Raw genomic sequence first — 21,293 nt, forward strand, 5'->3', positions numbered from 1 at the left:
AACCTGTGGATCTGATTTTCAAGGCGGCGCTCGGTGCAGCCGTGGTGGTCATACTGGCGATGCTGGCCAAGACCAAGAACTATTACATCGCCGGGCTGGTGCCGCTGTTCCCGACCTTCGCCCTGATCGCCCATTACATCGTCGGCAAGGGCCGCTCGGTGGACGACCTGAAGACCACCATCGTGTTTGGGATGTGGTCGATCATTCCGTACTTCGTCTATCTGGCAACGCTGTACGTGATGGTCGACCGCATGCGCCTCGAAGCCTCATTGGCCGTGGCAGCCGTCGCCTGGCTGATGGCTGCCACGGTGCTGGTCAGCACTTGGGTACGGCTTCACGGCTGATCTCTGTGATCAATAACCGACGGTAAATCGCGTGCGCGAAAACTGCGGCGTTTCCACTTCATCGATCATCGCGATGGCGTAGTCGGCAAAGCTGATCCAGCTACGCCCGGCATCGTCGAACAGCAGGTGATTCTTGCCGAGGCGAAACTGCTCCGTGCGCTCGGTTTCGACGAATTCTGCCGAAGGCGAAAGGAAGGTCCAGTCCAGGTCTTGCTCCTGGCGCAGCACATCGAGGAACAATGCTCCGGCACTGGCTTCGGCCAGGTATTCCTCCGGGAAGCCCTCGCTGTCGATCACACGAGAGCCGTCCGGGAGCAGCAACGAGCCGGCCCCACCGACCACCAGCAAACGCTTGACCCCAGCGGCTTTCACCGGTGCGATGAGCTTGTCGGCCGGCACGCTGGCGAAATGAGCGGCACTGATCACCACGTCATGCCCGGCGATGGCCGCGGTCAACGCCTCGCTGTCCAATACATCCAATTGCTTGCTGAGCACCCCGGCCCTTTCACCAATTTTCGCGGTGTTGCGGGCAATGGCCGTCACGCTGTGACCACGGCGCAGGGCTTCTTCCAGCAATTGGCTGCCGGCGCGACCGGTGGCTCCGATGATTGCGATTTTGCTCATGGTGTTCTCCAGTGATTACACAAGATGCTATTGAAGCGGTTGCTTGAATATTTCCAAGTGACAGAGCCTTCGTGGCTTGAAATGAAGCCCTTGTGGCGAGGGAGCTTGCTCCCGCTCGGCTGCGCAGCAGTCGCAAAAATGCTCATGCGGTGTGCCAGATACAACTCATTGGCTGGTATTGGGGCCGCTGCGCAGCCCAGCGGGAGCAAGCTCCCTCGCCACAAAAAGCGCATCCGCTACCTTGGAATCAGGGTGGTCACCACTTCATCTCGCCCTTCGCCACCTTGGCACTCAGTTCCAGGGAACTGTCTTCACCCAGGTTCGGGTAGCGTTGCTTCATGGCGGCGATCAGCGCGGCGGAATCCTTGGCCTTGGCGGTTTCTTCATCGAAGGCCTTGATATAGCCGGCGGTGAATGTCACCGGGGCCAGGGACCGGGCGCTTTCACCCAGATAGTGGCCCGGGATCACGGTGTTCGGCTGCAGCTTTTCAATACCGGCAAGGGTCGCCAGCCAGTCCTTGTGGGACTGCGGCGTCTGGGTGTCGGCCATCCAGACATGAATGTTCTCGGCCACCACCACACCGCCAACCACGGCCTTGATCGATGGAATCCACACGAAGCTGCGGTCCGGTTGCGGGCCATCAAGGCCAACGATCTGCAAGCGCTGGCCTTCCAGGGTCAGGCTGTCGCCCTTGAGTACCTGGGGCACGATGGCTTTGGCCGGTGCATCGGTCTTCAGAATCGGCCCCCAATATTTCAGCTTGCCATCCATGGTGTGCTTGATGTGCTCGACAGTCGGTGCGGACGCCAGCACCTTGGCCTCAGGGAACGCGGCGGTGAGGGTTTCCAAACCAAAATAGTAGTCTGGATCGCCATGACTGATGTAGATCGTGGTCAATCGCTTGCCGCTGGCGCGGATTTTTTCCACCACCTGGGCGGCCTGGGCCTTGCCGAACTGGGCGTCTACCAGGATCGCCTCTTTTTCACCGCTGACTAAAACCGAAGTCACCGGAAAAACCGCCGCCGCACCGGGGTTGTAGACGTCCAGCGTCAGGTCGGTGGCCCAGGCCTGGGCGGTGAAGGCCAAGGCGGCGGTCGCCAGCAGCAGGCGCTTGAGTGGGATAAGTCCGGTCATGGTGTGCTCCGTTGTCCAAAAACCCGTCAGGGGAATGGGGACTGAGCTTAGTTACCTGACTCGTTACAAAAAATGCGATGCTGGAACATAGTTTGTTTCTGAAATCGGGCAAATCATGGATCGTCTACAAGCAATGCGGGTGTTCGTCACGGTGGTGGACCTGGGCAGCCAGTCGGCGGCGGCCGAGCATCTGGACCTGTCGCGGCCGGTGGTGTCGCGCTATTTGGCGGAGCTGGAGGACTGGGTCGGTGCCCGGCTGATGCACCGCACCACTCGCAAGCTGAGCCTGACGGCCGCAGGCACGGAGATCCTGCCGCGCTGCCGGCAGATGCTCGAGCTGTCCGGCGACATGCAAGCCGCCGTCAGCACCCCGGACGACGCGCCAAGGGGCATGCTGCGCATCAGCGCCAGCACCTCGTTCGGCCAGGCCCAACTGGCGAGCGCCATGGCCGAATACGTCAAGCGCTACCCAGGGGTGAGCGTCGACCTGCAAATGCTCGACCGCACCGTGAACCTGGTGGATGAGCGCATCGACCTGGCGATCCGCATGAGCAACGACCTGGACCCGAACCTGATTGCCCGTCGCCTCACGGTCTGCCGCTCGGTGATCTGCGCTTCGCCACAGTATCTGCGCGAGCACTCGACACCGCTGCGCGTGGAGGACCTGAGCCGGCACAACTGCCTGACCCACTCCTACGTCGGCAAGAGCCTGTGGCATTTCGAGCAGGACGGCGAGCAGGTCTCGGTGCCGGTGCAAGGTAATATCAGCGCCAACGAAGCCAGCACATTGCTTCAGGCCACGATAGCTGGCGCGGGCGTGGCCATGCTGCCCAGCTACCAGGCCGGCGCCCACCTCAAGAACGGCGAACTGATTCGCCTGCTGCCCCACGCCGAACCCCGCCGGATGAACATGTACGCGGTGTATGCCTCACGCAAACACATGCCGTCGGCACTGCGCAGCCTGCTGGATTTTTTGGTGCTGAGGTTTCCCGAGATGCCTGAGTGGGATGTGGGGCTCTAAACAGTAGTAGCCCCACCGAATTCCCCTTGTGGGAGCGAGCTTGCTCGCGAAGACGGTGTGTCAGCCAAATTAATGTCGACTGATACATCGCTATCGCGAGCAAGCTCGCTCCCACAATGGATCTCTGTACGGCCTCAAGCTTTGCGCCAGGATTTCACCAACAGCCCGCCCCAAGGCATACTGGCCACCCTCCGCACTCCAGAACCCAAAACCGCCCCATGCGTATCCACGTCAGTTTCATCGACCGCGTCGGCATCACCCAGGAAGTCCTGGCCTTGCTCGGTGGGCGCAATCTCAATCTGGATGCGGTGGAAATGGTGCCGCCCAACGTCTACATCGACGCCCCGACCCTCAGCCCGCAAGTGCTCGACGAGTTGCGCGAGGCGCTGTTCAACGTGCGCGGCGTGCAGGCAGTCACCGTGGTGGACATCCTGCCGGGCCAGCGTCGGCACTTGCAGCTCGACGCCTTGCTCGCCGCCATGACCGACCCGGTGCTGGCCCTGGACAGCGCCGGCAAGGTGTTGCTGGCCAACCCGGCGCTGATTGCCCTGTACGGGCGTGAACCGGCCGGGGAAAGCGTGGCCGAGCTGTTCGGTGACGAGGCCTTGCTGGACGCCTTGCTGGAGAACGGTTTCCGCTTGCCGCTGCGGGAAATCACCCTCAACGGCCAGACGTTGCTGCTGGACGCCACGCCCATCACCGACGCCGGCGCGCTGCTGACGCTGTATCAGCCGAACCGCATCGGCGAGCGCCTGTCGGCCCTGCATCACGATCACGCCGAAGGTTTCGACGCGCTGCTGGGCGAATCCCCGGCGATCCGCACCCTCAAGGCCCGGGCCCAGCGGGTCGCGGCGCTGGATGCGCCGCTGCTGATCCAGGGCGAAACCGGCACCGGCAAGGAACTGGTGGCCCGGGCGTGCCATGCCATCAGCGCCCGCCATGGCGCACCGTTCCTGGCCCTGAACTGTGCGGCATTGCCGGAGAACCTGGCAGAAAGCGAACTGTTCGGCTACGCCCCCGGCGCCTTCACCGGGGCGCAGCGGGGTGGCAAGCCAGGGCTGATGGAGCTGGCGAACCAGGGCACGGTATTCCTCGATGAAATCGGCGAGATGTCGCCGTACCTGCAAGCCAAGCTGCTGCGCTTCCTGAACGATGGCAGCTTCCGCCGAGTGGGCGGCGACCGGGAGATCAAGGTCAACGTGCGGATCCTCAGCGCCACCCACCGCAACCTGGAGAAAATGGTCAGCGAGGGCTCGTTCCGCGAAGACCTGTTCTATCGCCTGAACGTGCTCAATGTCGAAGTCCCGCCGCTGCGCGAACGCGGCCAGGACATCCTGCTGCTGGCGCGTTATTTCATGCAGCAGGCCTGCGCGCAGATCCAGCGCCCGGTCTGCCGCCTGGCCCCCGGCACTTACCCGGCCCTGCTGGGCAACCGCTGGCCCGGCAACGTGCGGCAATTGCAGAACGTGATCTTCCGCGCCGCGGCCATCTGCGAAAGCAGCCTGGTGGACATCGGCGACCTGGACATCGCCGGCACCTCCGTGGCGCGCCAGGGCGATGTGGAAGTCGAAAGCCTGGAACAGGCCGTGGAAAGCTTCGAGAAGCACCTGCTCGAAAGCCTCTACGTCAACTACCCCTCCACCCGCCAGCTCGCCAGCCGCCTGCAGACTTCCCACACCGCGATTGCCCATCGGTTGCGCAAGTACGGGATTTCCAACAAGCCATAAGCCCACCACATCCCCCTGTGGGAGCGAGCTTGCTCGCGATAGCGATGTATCAGTCAACCTATGGCTGACTGGGCTACCGTCATCGCGAGCAAGCTCGCTCCCACAAGGGTTCTGTGTTGTGGTCGAAATCGCGTTAAAAACGACCTCCACCTGTACTGAAAGCGCTACAGTGGAACGATATCGCTACAATCATCGCCAGCCTGCGCTGCGCAAGGCTTTGATCCCACAACGATTTTTTCCAGCCTACCCGCTGTAGCGATTTCGCTACAGCGCAGTCGATCCCAGTCTCGACAAAACCAGTCAAATCATTGATATATAAGCAATTATTAATATTGGCCGCATTCTTGCTATGGGTATTAGCATTCGGCCGGGCCAAGCCCCGCGCCTTTCTTCGCGTCCACCAGACGAATCTGGCCCCAGGAGTTTCCATGAGCGAGTTGCGTTTCACTGAAGATCACGAATGGCTGCGCACCGAAGCCGACGGCAGCGTTACTGTCGGTATTACTGCGTTTGCCCAGAACGCCTTGGGCGATGTGGTCTATGTTCAGTTACCGGAACTGCAAAGCTACGACAAGGGTGCCGAAGCCTCCACCGTGGAATCGGTGAAAGCCGCCAGCGGTGTCTACATGCCACTGGACGGTGAAGTGCTCGAAGTGAACCCGGCCCTGGAAAGCAATCCGGAACTGGTCAACGAAGATCCGTTGGGCGAAGGCTGGTTTTTCCGTTTCAACCCGGCCAACGCCGCCGAAGTGGACCAACTGCTGGACCAGGACGCCTACGACCGCCTGATCAAAGCCAACGCCGAAGCCTGAGGAGCGCCACATGACCGTTAATCTCGGCACCGCCAACGAATTCATCGCCCGCCACATCGGCCCGCGCTCCAGCGACGAGCAAGCCATGCTCGAGCGCCTGGGCTACAACTCCCTGGAAGCCCTGAGCGCCAGCGTCATCCCGGAAAGCATCAAGGGCACCAGCGTGCTGGACATGGGCGACGGCCAGAGCGAAGCCGACGCACTGGCCTCGATCAAGGCCATCGCCGCCAAGAACCAACTGTTCAAGACCTACATCGGCCAGGGCTACTACAACTGCCATACGCCGGCACCGATCCTGCGCAACCTGCTGGAAAACCCGGCCTGGTACACCGCCTACACCCCGTACCAGCCAGAAATTTCCCAGGGCCGTCTCGAAGCGCTGTTGAACTTCCAGACCTTGATCAGCGACCTTACCGGCCTGCCGATCGCCAACGCATCCTTGCTCGACGAAGCCACCGCCGCCGCCGAAGCCATGACCTTCTGCAAGCGCCTGAGCAAGAACAAGGGCAGCAACGCGTTCTTCGCCTCCGTCCACAGCCACCCGCAAACCCTCGACGTACTGCGCACCCGTGCCGAGCCCCTGGGCATCGATGTGGTGGTGGGCGATGAGCGCGAACTGAGCGACGTCAGCGGCTTCTTCGGCGCGCTGCTGCAATACCCGGCCAGCAACGGTGACCTGTTCGACTACCGCGAACTGACCGAACGCTTCCACGCCGCCAACGCCCTGGTGGCGGTAGCCGCGGACTTGCTGGCCCTGACCCTGTTGACCCCGCCAGGTGAATTCGGCGCCGACGTGGCCATCGGCAGCGCCCAGCGCTTCGGTGTGCCGCTGGGCTTCGGTGGCCCGCACGCGGCGTATTTCTCCACCAAGGACGCCTTCAAGCGCGACATGCCGGGCCGCCTGGTCGGCGTTTCCGTGGACCGTTTCGGCAAGCCGGCCCTGCGCCTGGCGATGCAGACCCGCGAGCAACACATCCGCCGCGAGAAAGCCACGAGCAACATCTGCACCGCCCAAGTGCTGCTGGCCAACATCGCCAGCATGTACGCCGTGTACCACGGTCCCAAGGGCCTGGTACAAATTGCCAATCGCATCCATCACCTGACCGCGATCCTCGCCAAGGGCCTGGGCGCGCTGGGCCTGAGCGTCGAGCAAGAGAGCTTCTTCGACACCCTGACCCTGCGCACCGGCGCGCAAACCGCGGCCCTGCACGACAAGGCCCGCGCACAGCGCATCAACCTGCGTGTGGTGGACGCGCAACGCCTGGGCCTGTCCCTGGACGAGACCACCAGCCAGACTGACGTCGAAGCCCTGTGGAACGTGTTGGCCGACGGCAAGGCACTGCCGGACTTCGCGGCACTGGCCGCCAGCGTGCAAAGCCGCATTCCGGCCGAGCTGGTGCGCCAATCGGCGATCCTCAGCCACCCAGTGTTCAACCGCTACCACTCCGAAACCGAGCTGATGCGCTACCTGCGCAAGCTCGCCGACAAGGACCTGGCCCTGGATCGCACCATGATCCCGCTGGGTTCCTGCACCATGAAGCTCAACGCCGCCAGCGAAATGATTCCGGTGACCTGGGCCGAGTTCGGCGCCCTGCACCCGTTCGCCCCGGCCGAACAGAGCGCTGGCTACCAGCAACTGACCGACGAGCTGGAGGCCATGCTCTGCGCCGCCACCGGCTATGACGCTGTGTCGCTGCAACCCAACGCCGGTTCCCAGGGCGAATACGCCGGCCTGCTGGCGATCCGTGCCTATCACCAGAGCCGTGGCGAAGACCGTCGCGACATCTGCCTGATCCCGTCCTCGGCCCACGGTACCAACCCGGCCACCGCCAACATGGCCGGCATGCGCGTGGTCGTGACTGCCTGCGATGCCCGCGGCAACGTCGACATCGAAGACCTGCGGGCCAAGGCCATCGAGCACCGCGAACACCTCGCCGCGCTGATGATCACCTACCCGTCCACCCACGGTGTGTTCGAAGAAGGCATCCGCGAAATCTGCGGCATCATTCATGACAACGGCGGCCAGGTGTACATCGACGGCGCCAACATGAACGCCATGGTCGGCCTCTGCGCCCCAGGCAAGTTCGGCGGCGACGTGTCGCACCTGAACCTGCACAAGACCTTCTGCATTCCCCACGGCGGTGGCGGCCCGGGCGTCGGCCCGATTGGCGTCAAGTCCCACCTGGCACCGTTCCTGCCGGGCCACGCCAACATGGAACGCAAGGAAGGCGCGGTGTGCGCGGCGCCGTTCGGCAGCGCGAGCATCTTGCCGATCACCTGGATGTACATCCGCATGATGGGCGGCGCCGGCCTCAAGCGCGCCTCGCAACTGGCGATCCTCAACGCCAACTACATCGCCCGTCGCCTGGAAGAGCACTATCCAGTGCTCTACTCCGGCAGCAACGGCCTGGTGGCCCACGAATGCATCCTCGACCTGCGTCCACTCAAGGACAGCAGCGGCATCAGCGTCGATGACGTGGCCAAGCGCCTGATCGACTTCGGTTTCCACGCGCCGACCATGTCGTTCCCGGTGGCCGGCACGCTGATGATCGAGCCGACCGAAAGCGAATCCAAGGAAGAACTGGACCGTTTCTGCGACGCCATGATCTGCATCCGCGAAGAAATTCGCGCGGTGGAAAACGGCAGTCTGGACAAGGACGACAACCCGCTGAAGAACGCCCCGCACACTGCGGCGGAAATCGTCGGCGAGTGGACCCACCCTTACAGCCGCGAACAGGCGGTGTACCCGGTGGCATCGTTGATCGAAGGCAAGTACTGGCCGCCCGTGGGCCGGGTCGACAACGTGTTCGGCGACCGCAACCTGGTCTGCGCCTGCCCGTCGATCGAAAGCTACGCTTGACCTGAACGGAGGGTGATCTTCCAGCCCTCCGAATCCCCTGTGGGAGCGAGCCTGCTCGCGATAGCGGCGTAACAGCCAATAGAGATGTTGCCTGACACTCCGCTATCGCGAGCAGGCTCGCTCCCACAAGGATCTATGCCAGACCTTAAATCGTCGATCTCATAAAAAGAAAACTGGAGAAACACCATGTCGTTAAGCGTGTTCGACCTGTTCAAGATCGGTATCGGTCCTTCCAGCTCCCATACCGTCGGCCCGATGCGTGCCGCTGCCCGTTTCGCCGAAGGGCTGCGTCGTGACGATCTGCTTGAAAGCATTACCAGCGTCAAGGTCGAGCTCTACGGCTCGCTCGGCGCCACCGGCAAGGGCCATGGCAGTGACAAGGCCGTGCTGCTGGGCCTGGAAGGCGAACACCCCGACACCGTGGACACCGAAACGGTGAACGCCCGGCTCCAGGAGATCCGCAGCAACGGTCGCCTGAACCTGCTCGGCGAACACGCCATCGAATTCAATGAAAAGCTGCACTTGGCGATGATCCGCAAGCCGTTGGCCTTTCACCCCAACGGCATGATCTTCCGCGCCTTCGATGCCGCCGGACTGCAAGTGCGCAGCCGCGAGTACTACTCGGTCGGTGGCGGCTTTGTCGTCGATGAAGACGCGGCTGGCGCCGACCGCATCGTCGAAGATGCCACACCCCTGACCTTCCCGTTCAAGAGTGCCAAGGACCTGCTGGGCCATTGCAGCACCTACGGCCTGTCCATCAGCCAGGTGATGCTGACCAACGAAAGCGCCTGGCGCCCCGAAGCCGAGACCCGCGCCGGCCTGCTGAAAATCTGGCAGGTGATGCAGGATTGCGTGGCGGCCGGCTGTCGCAACGAAGGGATTCTGCCAGGCGGGCTGAAGGTCAAGCGCCGGGCCGCGGCGTTGCACCGCCAGCTGTGCAAGAACCCCGAAGCCGCACTGCGCGACCCGCTGTCGGTGCTGGACTGGGTCAACCTGTACGCCTTGGCGGTCAACGAAGAAAACGCCTATGGCGGCCGCGTCGTCACCGCGCCTACCAACGGGGCGGCGGGCATCATCCCGGCCGTGCTGCATTACTACATGCGCTTTATCCCCGGGGCCAGCGAGGATGGCGTGGTGCGGTTCCTGCTGACCGCCGCCGCCATCGGCATCCTGTACAAGGAAAACGCCTCTATCTCCGGCGCCGAAGTCGGTTGCCAGGGTGAAGTGGGCGTGGCCTGTTCCATGGCCGCCGGCGCCCTCTGCGAAGTGCTCGGTGGCAGCGTGCAGCAAGTGGAAAACGCCGCCGAGATCGGCATGGAACACAACCTTGGCCTGACCTGCGACCCGATTGGCGGCCTGGTGCAGGTGCCATGCATCGAACGCAACGCCATGGGTTCGGTGAAGGCCATCAACGCGGTACGCATGGCCATGCGTGGCGACGGGCATCACTTCGTCTCCCTCGACAAAGTCATCCGCACCATGCGCCAGACCGGCGCCGACATGAAAAGCAAATACAAGGAGACCGCCCGCGGCGGTCTGGCGGTCAACATCATCGAATGCTGATGCGCTTGCCTCACTTCTACATTTTTTCCAGGAGCTGATATGTCCACCGAACAACTGCTGAAGACCCCGCTGCACGCGCTGCACCTCGAACTCGGCGCTCGCATGGTGCCGTTCGCCGGCTACGACATGCCAGTGCAGTACCCACTGGGGGTGATGAAGGAACACCAGCACACCCGTGATCAGGCCGGGCTGTTCGACGTGTCCCACATGGGCCAGATCCGCCTGACCGGCGCAGGCGCCGCCAAGGCCCTGGAAGCCCTGGTGCCGGTGGACATCATCGACCTGCCGGTGGGCATGCAGCGCTACGCCATGTTCACCAACGAGAACGGCGGCATCCTCGACGACCTGATGGTCGCCAACCTGGGCAATGACGAACTGTTCCTGGTGGTCAACGCGGCCTGCAAGGACCAGGACCTGGCCCACCTGCAGGCCCACATTGGCGCGCAGTGCAGCATTGAGCCACTGTTCGAAGCCCGCGCCCTGCTTGCCCTGCAAGGCCCGGCCGCGGTCACTGTGCTTGCACGCCTGGCGCCGGAGGTGGCGAAGATGACCTTCATGCAGTTCCAGCGCGTCACGCTGTTGGGCCTGGACTGTTTTGTCAGCCGTTCGGGCTACACCGGTGAAGACGGTTTCGAAATTTCGGTACCCGCCGCCGATGCGGAAAAACTGGCCCGCGCCCTGCTGGCTGAGCCGGAAGTCGCGGCTATCGGCCTCGGTGCCCGTGACTCCCTGCGCCTGGAAGCCGGCCTGTGCCTCTACGGCCACGACATGAACACCGAGACCACGCCGATCGAAGCCAGCCTGTTGTGGGCGATTTCCAAAGTACGTCGTGCCGACGGCGCTCGCGCTGGCGGTTTCCCCGGTGCTGAAACCGTGTTCGCCCAACAACAGGGCGGCGTGAAGCGCAAACGCGTCGGCCTGCTGCCCCAGGAACGCACACCGGTGCGCGAAGGCGCAGAGATCGTCAACGAAGCGGGCGAGATTATCGGGACGGTGTGCAGCGGCGGTTTCGGCCCGACCCTGGGCGGTCCGTTGGCGATGGGTTACCTGGACAGCGCCTATGTCGCACTGGATACGCCAGTCTGGGCCATCGTGCGTGGGAAAAAGGTGCCTTTACTTGTAAGCAAAATGCCATTCGTCCCACAGCGCTACTACCGCGGTTGATTGACTGTTTCTATAAGTAACGCGATTGCGTTATACGTGCACTAATGTGTAACGCAACCGCCATAAAAAGGTGCATATCTTTAGACTTATAACGGTCGCAAACAATTGAACTAGCCTATCGAATAAGCTCCGCCCGGTGGTGTATGTAAATGCTTGCAAGCTGAGCAATTACGGGCTTCCCCGGGGGGTTGTTTTTTCGTTCGTAGTTGGCGTAGAGTTTGGTCACTGTGTTTGCATGGGTCGCTTGGAATCGTGACCTGGGCAGTAGCTTATGAAGTTCGCTACATCCCGTTCGACGTCTCTTACTTTCCTGCAACCCAGCCCCAGTACTCTTTCATGCGAAAGAGGCTGTCATCAATTTTAGCGTCAAAGGAAATAAGAAAATGTCTCAACGTCAGAGCGGTACCGTCAAGTGGTTCAACGACGAGAAGGGTTTTGGTTTTATCACGCCTGAAAGCGGTCCGGACCTGTTCGTGCATTTCCGCGCCATCCAGGGCAACGGCTTCAAGAGCCTGAAAGAAGGCCAGAAAGTCACTTTCGTTGCTGTGCAAGGCCAGAAAGGCATGCAGGCTGACGAGGTTCAAGCCGAAGCCTAAGGCTTTCGCATACTAAAAAGCCCCTGATTGATATCAGGGGCTTTTTTATGGGCGTAAACCCGTAAAATGGCTTCTTTTTTCAGCCGAGGCCGTCATGCCGAAACACCTGCTCACCCCCCAGGGCGACTTTCCTCCCGCCGGCCTGGGCCGTCGCCTGGCAGCGATGTTTTATGACTTCTTGCTGTGCACGGCGCTGCTGATCGTCACCAGCGGCGCCTACAAGATGATCCAGATGGCGATCATCGGCGAAGAAAGAATGCGCGCCCTGACCGAAGCCGGCGCGCTGGACGGTGACCCGTTGCTGTCCACCGTGCTGCTGTTCGTGCTGTTCGGCTTCTTCGCCAAGTTCTGGACCCACAACGGCCAGACCCTGGGCATGCAGGTGTGGTGCATCCGTGTACAGAACGCCGATGGCACGGCCATCAGCCTGTGGCAGGCGCTGTTGCGGTTCGTGGTATCGATTGCGTCACTGCTGCTGGTGGGGCTGGGCTTCATCTGGGCGCTGTTCGACAAGCGCAAGCGCAGTTGGCATGACATCTACTCGGATACGCAGTTGGTGCGGATTCCCAAGAAGACCAAATAACGGTCATCGAACAAGACAGATTGAAATGCACTTGTGGCGAGGGGATTTATCCCCGCTGGGCCGCGAAGCGGCCCCATTTACTCATCCTGACACTCCGAGGTGTCAGGTTTTAGGGCTGCTGCGCAGCCAGCGGGGATAAATCCCCTCGCCACAGAAAAGCCCTGCGAACCTGAAGATCTTCTTCAGCTTCAGGCATTGCCCGCCAGCTTCATCCGCGCCGCCTGGGTAAAGTCCAGCATGCGCTTGAGCGGGCGAATCGCCTGGGGGATCAGCGCCGGGTCGACGAAGATCTCGTTGGCACCCTCCTGCAAGCTCTTGAGCGTGCGCTCCAGGGTATTCATCGCCATCCATGGGCAGTGTGCGCAACTGCGGCACGCCGCGCCGTTACCGGCGGTAGGGGCTTCGATGAAGACCTTGTCCGGGCACAGCTGCTGCATCTTGTAGAAAATGCCCCGGTCGGTGGCGACGATCAGCGTCTTGTTCGGCAGGGTCTGGGCGGCGGCGATCAATTGGCTGGTGGAGCCCACGGCATCCGCCAGTTCGATCACCGACGTCGGCGACTCCGGGTGCACCAGGATCGCGGCGTCCGGGTACAGTGCCTTCATGTCCTCCAACTGCTTGGATTTGAACTCTTCGTGGACGATACAGGCGCCGTCCCAGAGCAGCATGTCGGCGCCAGTCTTGCGCTGGATGTAAGTGCCCAGGTGCTTGTCCGGGCCCCAGATGATCGTCTCGCCGTTGTCCATCAGGCTCTCGACGATTTCCAGCGCACAACTGGACGTCACCACCCAGTCGGCCCGGGCCTTCACTGCCGCCGAGGTGTTGGCATACACCACCACGGTGCGCTCCGGATGCTGGTCGCAGAACGCCGAGAACTCGTCCACCGGGCAGCCCAGATCGAGGGAGCAGGTGGCTTCCAGGGTGGGCATCAGCACACGTTTTTCGGGGTTGAGGATCTTGGCGGTCTCGCCCATGAACTTGACCCCCGCCACCACCACGGTCTTGGCCGGGTGGGCATTGCCGAAGCGGGCCATTTCCAGGGAGTCGGACACGCAACCACCGGTCTCTTCGGCCAGGGCCTGGATGATCGGGTCGCAGTAGAAGTGCGCGACCAGCACCGCGTCCTGAGCCTTGAGCTCGGCGGCGATGGCGGCGCGGTACCAGGCCTCTTGCTCGGCGGTCAGCGGCTTGGGCTGCTTGGCGTCGAGGTGGGCCTGGACCAGAAGGCGTTCGGAAATTTGCGTCATGTTCGCAAGACCTGCAAGCGCGTTTAGCGCGAAAGTCGAGTATACACCCGGCTCCGGACCACTCGGGTACCGCCGGGAAAGTGGGTATCTATCAGGCACGGGACAGCGTGAAGCCGGCAAGGCTACAGAATATCCCGTCGATGCAAAAGATCATTCTGACCTGTGCCCGCCCCTGGAACCGGACGCGCGCCCCAGCGGGAGCAAGCTGACCGAAATGTAATCACCTGCCCGGCCGGCTTATGTCATCTTCTTTTCAAAGCGACGCCGGGGGATTGCCCCGTGTTCGCGGCGAATCGACTGACGGACTTCCATCGTATGCAAACAAAAACTTCCCGGCGAACCTTCGTAAAGGGCCTGACTGCCGGCGGCATCCTCGGCGGCCTGGGCTTGTGGCGCGCGCCTGTCTGGGCGGTCACCGGCCCGGGCCAGCCCAACGTCCTGAGCGGCACCGAGTTCGACCTGTTCATCGGCGAAAGCCCGGTCAACTTCACCGGCAACCCACGTACCGCCCAGACCATCAACGGCGGCATTCCCGGCCCGCTGCTGCGCTGGCGTGAAGGCGACACCGTGACCCTGCGGGTGCGCAATCGCTTGAAGGACACCACGTCCATCCACTGGCACGGCCTCCTGCTGCCGGCCAACATGGACGGTGTTCCGGGACTGAGCTTCAAGGGCATCGAACCCGACGGCATGTATGTCTATCAGTTCAAGGTCCGGCAAAACGGCACCTACTGGTACCACAGCCATTCCGGCTTCCAGGAACAATCCGGGGTCTACGGCCCTCTGGTGATCGACGCCAGGGAGCCGGAGCCCTTCCAGTACGAACGGGACTACGTGGTGATGCTCACCGACTGGACCGATGAAGACCCCGCCGACATCCTTCGCAAGCTCAAGAAACAGTCGGACTACTACAACTACAACAAACGCACCGTCGGCGACTTCATTGACGACGTGGGCAAGAACGGCTGGGCCAGCACCGTGGCCGATCGCAAGATGTGGGCCGAGATGAAGATGAATCCCACTGACCTGGCCGACGTCAGTGGCGCCACCTACACCTACCTCATGAACGGCCAGGCGCCGGACATGAACTGGACCGGCCTGTTCAAGCCTGGCGAACGTCTTCGCCTGCGCTTTATCAACGGCTCGGCCATGAGCTATTTCGACGTGCGTATTCCCGGCTTGAAGATGACGGTGGTGGCGTCCGACGGCCAACACGTCAAACCGGTGAGCGTCGACGAGTTCCGGATCGCCGTGGCCGAAACCTATGACGTCATCGTCGAACCGACCCAAGAGGTCTACACCCTGTTCGCCCAGTCCATGGACCGCACCGGCTACGCCCGCGGCACCCTCGCGGCCAGGGCCGGGCTGTCGGCACCAGTGCCGGCCCTGGACCCGCGGCCATTGGTGACCATGGACGACATGGGCATGGGCGGCATGGACCACGGCTCGATGCAGGGCATGGCGGGAATGGACGACAGTTCGATGCAAGGTATGGATCACAGCCAGATGCAGGGCATGGATCACAGCCAGATGCAGGGCATGGATCACAGCCAGATGCAGGGCATGGGCGACATGGCCGGTATGGATCACGGAGCCATGCAAGGCATGGACGGCATGCTCTCGCATCCCGACACCGAGAAAGACAACCCATTGGTGGACATGCAGGCCATGAGCGTCAAACCCAAGCTCGACGACCCGGGCATGGGGCTGCGCAACAACGGCCGCAAAGTGCTTACATACTCGGACCTGCGCAGCACCTTTCCCGACCCCGACGGCCGCGAGCCGGGCCGTACGATCGAGCTGCACCTGACCGGGCACATGGAGAAGTTCGCCTGGTCGTTCAACGGCGTGAAATTTTCCGACGCCGCGCCGCTGCTGCTCAAGTACGGCGAGCGACTGCGCATCGTGCTGATCAACGACACCATGATGACCCACCCCATCCACCTGCACGGCATGTGGAGCGACCTGGAGGACGAGAACGGCCAGTTCATGGTGCGCAAGCACACCATCGACGTGCCACCGGGCTCCAAGCGCAGCTACCGGGTCACCGCCGATGCCCTCGGGCGCTGGGCGTACCACTGTCATCTGCTGTTTCACATGGAGATGGGGATGTTCCGTGAAGTTCGGGTGCAGGAATGAGGAGCCGACCATGACCACTGTTTTTCAATACCCCATGGCACTCATTGCCAGCCTGACCCTCGGCGCCAGCACCTCGGCCTGGGCGGCGGGCAACGACATGCAAGGCATGGATCACAGCCAGATGCCCGGGATGGACCATAGCCAGATGCAAGGCATGGACTCGATGCAGAGCATGGAACCCATGCAATCAGCGCCGACCACCAGCCGCACACCGATCCCGGAACTGACCGCCGCCGACCGCGCCGCCGTCTACGAGGATCATGGCGGACACGCGGTGCATGACAGCGCCATCAATTCGTTTTTCCTCATCGACCAACTGGAATGGCAAGACGCCGATGATGGCAGCGCCCTGAGCTGGGACGCCTCCGGCTGGATCGGTGGCGACATCGACCGTTTGTGGCTGCGCTCCGAAGGCGAACGCCTCAACGGCAAGACCGAAGAGGCGGAACTTCAGGCCCTGTGGGGCCACGCCATCAGTCCTTGGTGGGACGTGGTGGCCGGCGTACGCCAGGACTTCAAGCCGGGCGATCCACAAACCTGGGCCGCTTTCGGCGTGCAAGGCATGGCGCTGTACAACTTCGAAGCCGAGGCCACCGCGTTCATCGGTGAAGGTGGCCAGAGCGCGGCGCGGCTGGAAGGTGACTACGACATCTTGCTGACCAATCGGTTGATCCTGCAGCCCACCGCCGAGGTCAACTTCTATGGCAAGAACGATCCCGCCCGTGGTGTTGGCTCAGGGCTGTCGGACACCGAACTCGGCGTGCGGCTGCGTTATGAAATACGCCGCGAATTCGCGCCCTACATTGGCTTCACCTGGAATCGGGTCTACGGCAACACCGCCGATTACACCCGGGAAGAAGGCGAAGACCGCAGCGAAGCGCGTCTGGTGCTGGGCGTGCGCATGTGGTTCTGAGCTGCTTACCTGCTTCACTAAAAACTAAAAACTAAAAACCAAGCTGTAGGAGTCCTTGCATGTCATTCATCAAAACCGCTGTTGTCGCCGTTGCCTTGTCCGCCGGCCTGCTGGTCAGTGGCCTGGCCCAGGCCCACCCGAAACTGCTGTCCTCTACACCCGCCGAAGGCGCCGAAGGTGCGGCACCGGCAAAGATCGAGCTGCACTTCTCCGAAAACCTGCTGACCAAGTTTTCCGGCGCCAAGCTGATGATGACCGCTATGCCCGGCATGGCGGCGCATTCACCCATGCCCATGCCAGCCAAGGTTTCCGGCAGCGAAGACCCGAAAACCATGGTTATCACGCCGAATGCGCCCCTCACCGCCGGCACCTATCAGGTCCAGTGGCGCGCGGTGTCGTCCGACACTCACCCAATCACCGGTAACGTCACGTTCAAGGTGAAGTGAGTTGATGAGCGACTCGATCAACATTGTGCTGCGCTTTGCCCTGTACCTGGATTTGATGCTGTTGTTCGGCCTGGCCGCGTTCGGCCTCTATAGCCTGCGAGGCCAGGAGCGGGTGTCGGGCGCGCAGTTGCCTTTCACGCCGCTGCTGCTGACCACGGCGGTGCTGGGCGGGTTGCTCTCCCTGGCCGCCATGGCGTGCATGGCCTGGGCCATGAGCGGCGTGGCGGACTGGGCCGAGCTGTGGCCGCATATTGAAATGATGGTACTGGAGACCGATGTCGGTATGACGTGGACGCTGCGCATGGCGGCGCTGCTGCTGGCCGGCTTCGCCGTGACGTTCAATACACGTTGGCCGACCGCCAGCCTGAGCCTGGCGATGCTGGGCGCGGCGGTGGCCTTGGCGACGCTGGCCTGGGCAGGGCACGGCGCCATGGACGAAGGCGCACGCCGGAACTGGCACTTCATCACCGACTTCCTGCACCTGTGGGCGGCGGGAGGCTGGGTCGGCGCCTTGGCCGCGTTCGCCCTGCTGCTTCGCCAGACCGCCCCCCAGTTGGCGGTACTGGCCCGGACGTTGACCGGGTTTGAAAGCGCCGGGGCGGTGATCGTGGTGGTCATCAGCGTGACGGGGGTGGTGAATTATCTGTTTATCGTCGGCCCAAACGTCGCAGGCTTGTTCGACAGTACCTATGGACAGTTGCTGGCGCTCAAACTCATCTTGTTCGCGGCCATGCTGGTGTTCGCCGCGCTGAACCGCTTTCACCTGAGCCCACTGCTGGAGCAGGCCCGACAGACCGGTGAGCACGGGGTCGCTGTGAATGCCCTGCGGCGCAGCATGGTCCTGGAGTTCACTGTAGCGGTGATCATCCTGGGATTGGTGGCGTGGCTGGGGACGCTGAGCCCGATGCCGGATTAAACCGTCCCTCTGTGGGAGCGAGCTTGCTCGCGATAGCGGTGGGTCAGCTTGTATTGATGTGAAGATATTGCTGCCATCGCGAGCAAGCTCGCTCCCACAAGGAATGGGCATTGAGCTCTCGGACAAGCGCCTGTAGCGCCATCGGATTTTTAAATACCTCTTTCCAATTTTCAATTTGCCCACAACGACTGGAGCCAGCCTAAATGCCCCTTTGTCCAGCAAAGGCGGCTCCATGGAAAACATTCGAACCTCAAGCACCCACGCCGTCTGGCTGATGGTCAGCATCGTCTTGGTCGCGCTGAACCTGCGGCCCTCAATGGCGGCAGTCGGGCCGTTGTTGTCGGCTATTCGCGGCGAGGTGCCCTTGAGTTTCAGTACCGCCTCGCTGTTGACCATGTTGCCCGTCATGGCGATGGGCCTGGCGATGTTCCTGGGCATGCGCATCGCCCTGCGCATCGGTGAACACCGCACCATCGTGCTGTCGCTGTTGATCATTGGTCTCGCCACGGCCTCGCGCTTGTACCTGGACAGCGCCGCCGGATTGATCGCCAGTGCGGTCGTGGCCGGGCTCGGGATTGCCTTGATCCAGGCGGTAATGCCGGCACTGATCAAATCGCGCTTCGCCGACAACGTCTCGCTGTTCATGGGCTTGTACGTCACCTCCATCATGGGCGGGGCGGCGCTTGCCGCATCGTTTTCACCCTTTGTCCTGACGCAGACCGGCAGTTGGCGCATCGGGATGGCGATCTGGGCACTGTTGGCGCTGGTCGCCCTGGGCTGCTGGTACGCCCAGCGCTCGAACGTCACGCCCTTGCCCGAAGCGGCGTCCCGACGTCACGAAGCGTTTTCCAGCAACGCCCGGGCCTGGCTCCTGGCGATTTTCTTTGGCCTGGGCACCGCCTCCTACACCTGCGTGCTGGCCTGGCTGGCGCCGTACTACGTGGAAAAGGGCTGGAGCGAACAGCACGCAGGCCTGCTGCTGGGGTTCCTCACCGCAATGGAAGTGCTATCTGGGCTGGTCACCCCGGCGATTGCCAACCGCAGCCGGGATAAACGCCTGGTTCTCACCGTCCTGCTGGCCCTGATCATCGGCGGCTTCTGCGGCCTGATCCTCAGCCCGGAACGCTTCAGCCTGCTATGGGCCTGCCTGCTGGGGCTGGGTATCGGCGGCCTGTTCCCCATGAGCCTGATCGTATCCCTCGACCACCTGGACAACCCACGCCGGGCCGGCGGCCTTACCGCGTTCGTGCAGGGTGTCGGCTATCTCATCGCCGGGCTCTCGCCATTGATTGCCGGGATGATCCGCGACCAATTGGGGAGTTTTCAGTGGGCCTGGTGGTCGCTCACGGCGGTCATGGCGTTGATGATGGTGATGGTATTGCGCCTGGACCCGAAACATTACGGACAGCACATCCGCTGAATTTCCAGTAGGAGGACTTGCCAGGTTGAAGATTTAGCGGGTGCGACTTGGCGTTACTATACCTGCCAGGATTTTTACCTCGTAAGGGAGCTACGCCTTGTCCGTCATACCTGACAGAACCTTCGCTGAAGTGCTCAAGCACACCGTCAAACGCATTCTTTCCTATTGGACCCAGATCACCGTCACGTTAGGCCTGCTCGCGACAGGGCTTGGGTTCATCACGCTGTATCTCTATACCCGCACGATTGGACGTATCGATCTGTTCATGCCGTCCATCGATGTGAAGTCTGCACTGCTGGTCTGGGTCGTGCTGGTCCTGCTGCTGATGCTGTCGTACTTGTTCATCCTGGGGGCAACAACGTGGATGTTCGGCTGCTCGGTTTCGCTTTTTTCAAACATGAAGGACCACCAACCGAAGATTGTTTTCTATCTGGTGTTCCCCACGGTTGTGGGATTTAGCGCGTTCATCTGGGCCACCTTCTTCCTGTCCACATTGAACGCCTGGACGATATTCGCGGCATTGCTCCTGATCGTCTTCGTTGCGTGCTTTCTCATGTACGCATTCACGCCGTTCAAAAGAATCATCAGGAAAAGCACACTTGTCCAAGCCAGGCTGGAGCGAGCCCGCTTGAAACGCCTGGCAGCCCATCAACAAATAAAGCGAAAAAAGCTGCAGCCGCATAAGCCTGCCCGCCCCCGGAAGGCCTGCCTGCAAAAATGGCTTACCCGTCTGCAGGCACTCAAGAACAAGACGACGCCAGCGTGGCTCTGGCTAAAAGAAAAATGGCAGCAGCTGCAGTCGTGGGTATGGGCCCGCAAAGAATTCTGGCTCGTCACCCTGCTCTCGATCTCCATATTCGTCACCGTGATCTTCGCCGCTTTTCCAATCCTGCTGACGATACGTTCATATATGGAGAGGGAAACGCCTGACACCGTCCCCTACGTGGCGGGCCTGTCCTGGCTGACACTCATCTTCACCCTGCTACCGGTCGTCATATTTTATTGTTTCAAGGGGGACATCTACAGACGGACCTTCAATGGCCTGATCGCAATGATCCTCGCCTTCTGCGCCTTCACATTGCTCTCGCCGGGCAGTTTGAGCCAGATCACCTACATCGCAGCAGGCGGCTTATCGGTTCGCCAACAAACGGCGGAGCGATACACCTTGCCCGAGGATATAAAGCTGCAAGACCTGAGCGCCACCCTGTGGAAAACACGTCAGGTTGCTGCGCAAAAAATAGAAGTCGAGGCGTTCCAGTTGTATTCCTTTGGGGACGTACTGTTGCTGTGCCCGAAAGACATGCTGTCGCTTGAACTCAAAGAACTGAAAAACTACTCGAAGTTCTGTGTGAGCACGCTCAATAGCAAGGTTGTGCGCAAGCCTCGGCTGCCGGTATTCGCCAGGAAACCACAGGACGAATGGTCCTGTCGGGTGCCCTCATGGCAGATCCACGCAGGACGTTGGCTCGCGTGGGAAGCGCTGGTTCCGGGAATTCATCGCTCCACGCTGGGCGAGAAAAAGAGCTGATGGCCCTGGCAGTCGTGAGCATGGCGACGGCTCCACGACAGGACTGCTGACTCCCTGCCCTTGGGCGGGGGGACACTTAATTTCAGGCAAAAAAAAATCCGGAAATCCTCACTTTCGTGGGCCTTCCAGACTTTTAAAACTGCAAAAAATGGTGGGTCGTGTGGGATTCGAACCTACGACCAATTGGTTAAAAGCCAACTGCTCTACCAACTGAGCTAACGACCCGCTGTGTGGTGGCGCGTATAATACTGATTT

General features: G+C 61.7%; 18 protein-coding genes and 1 tRNA gene. 15 read left to right on the forward strand and 4 right to left on the reverse strand.

Annotated features, from left to right (window positions below; translation table 11 throughout):
• The first annotated feature begins 14 nt into the window (after positions 1 to 14).
• Positions 15 to 344: a GlpM family protein gene (locus tag HU749_RS23300; RefSeq protein WP_167310225.1), complete on the forward strand. Its 330-nt coding sequence runs from the start codon at positions 15 to 17 to the stop codon at positions 342 to 344.
• Positions 345 to 353: 9 nt separating this feature from the next.
• Here HU749_RS23300 and HU749_RS23305 read toward each other — a convergent pair whose 3' ends face one another.
• Positions 354 to 968, reverse strand: coding sequence for an NAD(P)-dependent oxidoreductase (locus tag HU749_RS23305; protein WP_079303518.1), 615 nt, complete (start codon positions 966 to 968; stop codon positions 354 to 356).
• Between the two features lie 256 nt (positions 969 to 1,224).
• Positions 1,225 to 2,103, reverse strand: coding sequence for an MBL fold metallo-hydrolase (locus HU749_RS23310; RefSeq protein WP_186650391.1), 879 nt, complete (start codon positions 2,101 to 2,103; stop codon positions 1,225 to 1,227).
• Positions 2,104 to 2,218: 115 nt separating this feature from the next.
• On the opposite strand from HU749_RS23310, the gene HU749_RS23315 reads away from it, so the two are divergent.
• From HU749_RS23315 to HU749_RS23350, 8 genes are all read left to right on the forward strand, one after another.
• Complete coding sequence (locus tag HU749_RS23315; protein WP_186650389.1) at positions 2,219 to 3,124, forward strand: LysR family transcriptional regulator; 906 nt, start codon at positions 2,219 to 2,221, stop codon at positions 3,122 to 3,124.
• A 218-nt stretch (positions 3,125 to 3,342) separates the two neighbouring features.
• Positions 3,343 to 4,851 carry a transcriptional regulator GcsR gene (gene gcsR, locus HU749_RS23320; protein WP_014339900.1) on the forward strand — a complete coding sequence of 503 codons (1,509 nt, stop codon included), beginning with the start codon at positions 3,343 to 3,345 and terminating at the stop codon, positions 4,849 to 4,851.
• A gap of 428 nt (positions 4,852 to 5,279) precedes the next feature.
• On the forward strand, positions 5,280 to 5,663 hold the full coding sequence (gene gcvH, locus HU749_RS23325) for a glycine cleavage system protein GcvH (protein WP_014339901.1): 384 nt from the start codon (positions 5,280 to 5,282) through the stop codon (positions 5,661 to 5,663).
• Positions 5,664 to 5,673: 10 nt separating this feature from the next.
• The gene (gcvP, locus tag HU749_RS23330) at positions 5,674 to 8,523 is read left to right on the forward strand and encodes an aminomethyl-transferring glycine dehydrogenase (protein ID WP_079303522.1); all 2,850 of its coding nucleotides are present in this window, start codon (positions 5,674 to 5,676) and stop codon (positions 8,521 to 8,523) included.
• 186 nt (positions 8,524 to 8,709) lie between these two features.
• Positions 8,710 to 10,086, forward strand: coding sequence for an L-serine ammonia-lyase (locus HU749_RS23335; protein WP_095974146.1), 1,377 nt, complete (start codon positions 8,710 to 8,712; stop codon positions 10,084 to 10,086).
• A gap of 39 nt (positions 10,087 to 10,125) precedes the next feature.
• Positions 10,126 to 11,250, forward strand: coding sequence for a glycine cleavage system aminomethyltransferase GcvT (gene gcvT / locus HU749_RS23340; protein WP_186650387.1), 1,125 nt, complete (start codon positions 10,126 to 10,128; stop codon positions 11,248 to 11,250).
• Positions 11,251 to 11,633: 383 nt separating this feature from the next.
• Positions 11,634 to 11,846, forward strand: coding sequence for a cold-shock protein (locus HU749_RS23345; RefSeq protein WP_003175786.1), 213 nt, complete (start codon positions 11,634 to 11,636; stop codon positions 11,844 to 11,846).
• A 94-nt stretch (positions 11,847 to 11,940) separates the two neighbouring features.
• Positions 11,941 to 12,429 (forward strand): RDD family protein, encoded by a 489-nt coding sequence (locus tag HU749_RS23350; protein WP_095961854.1) that lies wholly within the window; start codon positions 11,941 to 11,943, stop codon positions 12,427 to 12,429.
• A gap of 188 nt (positions 12,430 to 12,617) precedes the next feature.
• Here the strand turns inward: HU749_RS23350 and nadA are convergent, their stop codons facing one another.
• The gene (nadA, locus tag HU749_RS23355; protein ID WP_003205010.1) at positions 12,618 to 13,676 is read right to left on the reverse strand and encodes a quinolinate synthase NadA; all 1,059 of its coding nucleotides are present in this window, start codon (positions 13,674 to 13,676) and stop codon (positions 12,618 to 12,620) included.
• A gap of 315 nt (positions 13,677 to 13,991) precedes the next feature.
• Here nadA and HU749_RS23360 point away from each other — a divergent pair, with 315 nt between their 5' ends.
• From HU749_RS23360 to HU749_RS23385, 6 genes are all read left to right on the forward strand, one after another.
• Positions 13,992 to 15,815, forward strand: coding sequence for a copper resistance system multicopper oxidase (locus HU749_RS23360; protein WP_186650385.1), 1,824 nt, complete (start codon positions 13,992 to 13,994; stop codon positions 15,813 to 15,815).
• 10 nt (positions 15,816 to 15,825) lie between these two features.
• Complete coding sequence (locus HU749_RS23365) at positions 15,826 to 16,728, forward strand: copper resistance protein B (protein ID WP_079303528.1); 903 nt, start codon at positions 15,826 to 15,828, stop codon at positions 16,726 to 16,728.
• Positions 16,729 to 16,787: 59 nt separating this feature from the next.
• Entirely contained in the window at positions 16,788 to 17,174 is a 387-nt protein-coding gene (copC, locus tag HU749_RS23370; protein ID WP_046062622.1) for a copper homeostasis periplasmic binding protein CopC, read from the forward strand.
• 4 nt (positions 17,175 to 17,178) lie between these two features.
• A complete protein-coding gene (gene copD / locus HU749_RS23375; RefSeq protein ID WP_095974150.1) occupies positions 17,179 to 18,090 on the forward strand; it encodes a copper homeostasis membrane protein CopD in 912 nt (303 codons plus the stop codon).
• Positions 18,091 to 18,322: 232 nt separating this feature from the next.
• A complete protein-coding gene (locus tag HU749_RS23380; protein WP_186650383.1) occupies positions 18,323 to 19,510 on the forward strand; it encodes a cyanate transporter in 1,188 nt (395 codons plus the stop codon).
• A 97-nt stretch (positions 19,511 to 19,607) separates the two neighbouring features.
• A complete protein-coding gene (locus HU749_RS23385) occupies positions 19,608 to 21,038 on the forward strand; it encodes a hypothetical protein (protein WP_186650382.1) in 1,431 nt (476 codons plus the stop codon).
• Between the two features lie 149 nt (positions 21,039 to 21,187).
• Here the strand turns inward: HU749_RS23385 and HU749_RS23390 are convergent.
• Positions 21,188 to 21,263: transfer RNA gene (locus HU749_RS23390), tRNA-Lys, on the reverse strand.
• Between the last annotated feature and the right edge of the window lie 30 nt (positions 21,264 to 21,293).

It is taken from the genome of Pseudomonas ogarae, assembly GCF_014268695.2.
Taxonomy (GTDB): domain Bacteria; phylum Pseudomonadota; class Gammaproteobacteria; order Pseudomonadales; family Pseudomonadaceae; genus Aquipseudomonas; species Aquipseudomonas kilonensis.

Coding starts and splice junctions, on each gene's coding strand:
- HU749_RS23305 (WP_079303518.1), bottom strand. CDS start 968: ATGAGCAAAATCGCAATCATCGGAGCCACCGGTCGCGCCGGCAGCCAA.
- HU749_RS23310 (WP_186650391.1), bottom strand. CDS start 2,103: ATGACCGGACTTATCCCACTCAAGCGCCTGCTGCTGGCGACCGCCGCC.
- HU749_RS23315 (WP_186650389.1), top strand. CDS start 2,219: ATGGATCGTCTACAAGCAATGCGGGTGTTCGTCACGGTGGTGGACCTG.
- gcsR (WP_014339900.1), top strand. CDS start 3,343: ATGCGTATCCACGTCAGTTTCATCGACCGCGTCGGCATCACCCAGGAA.
- gcvH (WP_014339901.1), top strand. CDS start 5,280: ATGAGCGAGTTGCGTTTCACTGAAGATCACGAATGGCTGCGCACCGAA.
- gcvP (WP_079303522.1), top strand. CDS start 5,674: ATGACCGTTAATCTCGGCACCGCCAACGAATTCATCGCCCGCCACATC.
- HU749_RS23335 (WP_095974146.1), top strand. CDS start 8,710: ATGTCGTTAAGCGTGTTCGACCTGTTCAAGATCGGTATCGGTCCTTCC.
- gcvT (WP_186650387.1), top strand. CDS start 10,126: ATGTCCACCGAACAACTGCTGAAGACCCCGCTGCACGCGCTGCACCTC.
- HU749_RS23345 (WP_003175786.1), top strand. CDS start 11,634: ATGTCTCAACGTCAGAGCGGTACCGTCAAGTGGTTCAACGACGAGAAG.
- HU749_RS23350 (WP_095961854.1), top strand. CDS start 11,941: ATGCCGAAACACCTGCTCACCCCCCAGGGCGACTTTCCTCCCGCCGGC.
- nadA (WP_003205010.1), bottom strand. CDS start 13,676: ATGACGCAAATTTCCGAACGCCTTCTGGTCCAGGCCCACCTCGACGCC.
- HU749_RS23360 (WP_186650385.1), top strand. CDS start 13,992: ATGCAAACAAAAACTTCCCGGCGAACCTTCGTAAAGGGCCTGACTGCC.
- HU749_RS23365 (WP_079303528.1), top strand. CDS start 15,826: ATGACCACTGTTTTTCAATACCCCATGGCACTCATTGCCAGCCTGACC.
- copC (WP_046062622.1), top strand. CDS start 16,788: ATGTCATTCATCAAAACCGCTGTTGTCGCCGTTGCCTTGTCCGCCGGC.
- copD (WP_095974150.1), top strand. CDS start 17,179: ATGAGCGACTCGATCAACATTGTGCTGCGCTTTGCCCTGTACCTGGAT.
- HU749_RS23380 (WP_186650383.1), top strand. CDS start 18,323: ATGGAAAACATTCGAACCTCAAGCACCCACGCCGTCTGGCTGATGGTC.